Raw genomic sequence first — 307 nt, 5'->3', positions numbered from 1 at the left:
AGTTCCACGGCGTGTTCGCGCGCATGCGCGACGACGCCAACGCCACCGTCGACCAGCTGACCTCCATCGTCTCGCGCATCCAGGCCGCCTCGGCCGCGATCAACGCCGGCGCCACCGAGATCGCCTCCGGCAACAACGACCTGTCCCGCCGCACCGAGCAGCAGGCCGCCAACCTGGAGGAAACCGCCGCTTCGATGGAGGAGCTGACCTCCACCGTCAAGCAGAACGCCGACCACGCCCGCCAGGCCAACCAGCTGGCGATCGGCGCGGCGGGGGTGGCTTCCGAAGGCGGCGAGGTGGTCGGCCG

The 307-nt window shown here is 71.3% G+C and carries 1 pseudogene; it reads left to right on the top strand.

The annotated features are described in order from the left end of the window. A pseudogene (locus tag EIM47_RS15625) lies at window positions 1-307 on the top strand (methyl-accepting chemotaxis protein); the annotation flags it as partial.

Origin of the sequence: Pseudoxanthomonas sp. SGT-18, assembly GCF_003931645.1 — a bacterium.
Classification (GTDB): Bacteria; Pseudomonadota; Gammaproteobacteria; order Xanthomonadales; family Xanthomonadaceae; genus Pseudoxanthomonas.
The sequence above is the reverse complement of the archived record's forward strand: the minus strand, read 5'-3'. Positions and strand labels throughout refer to the sequence as shown.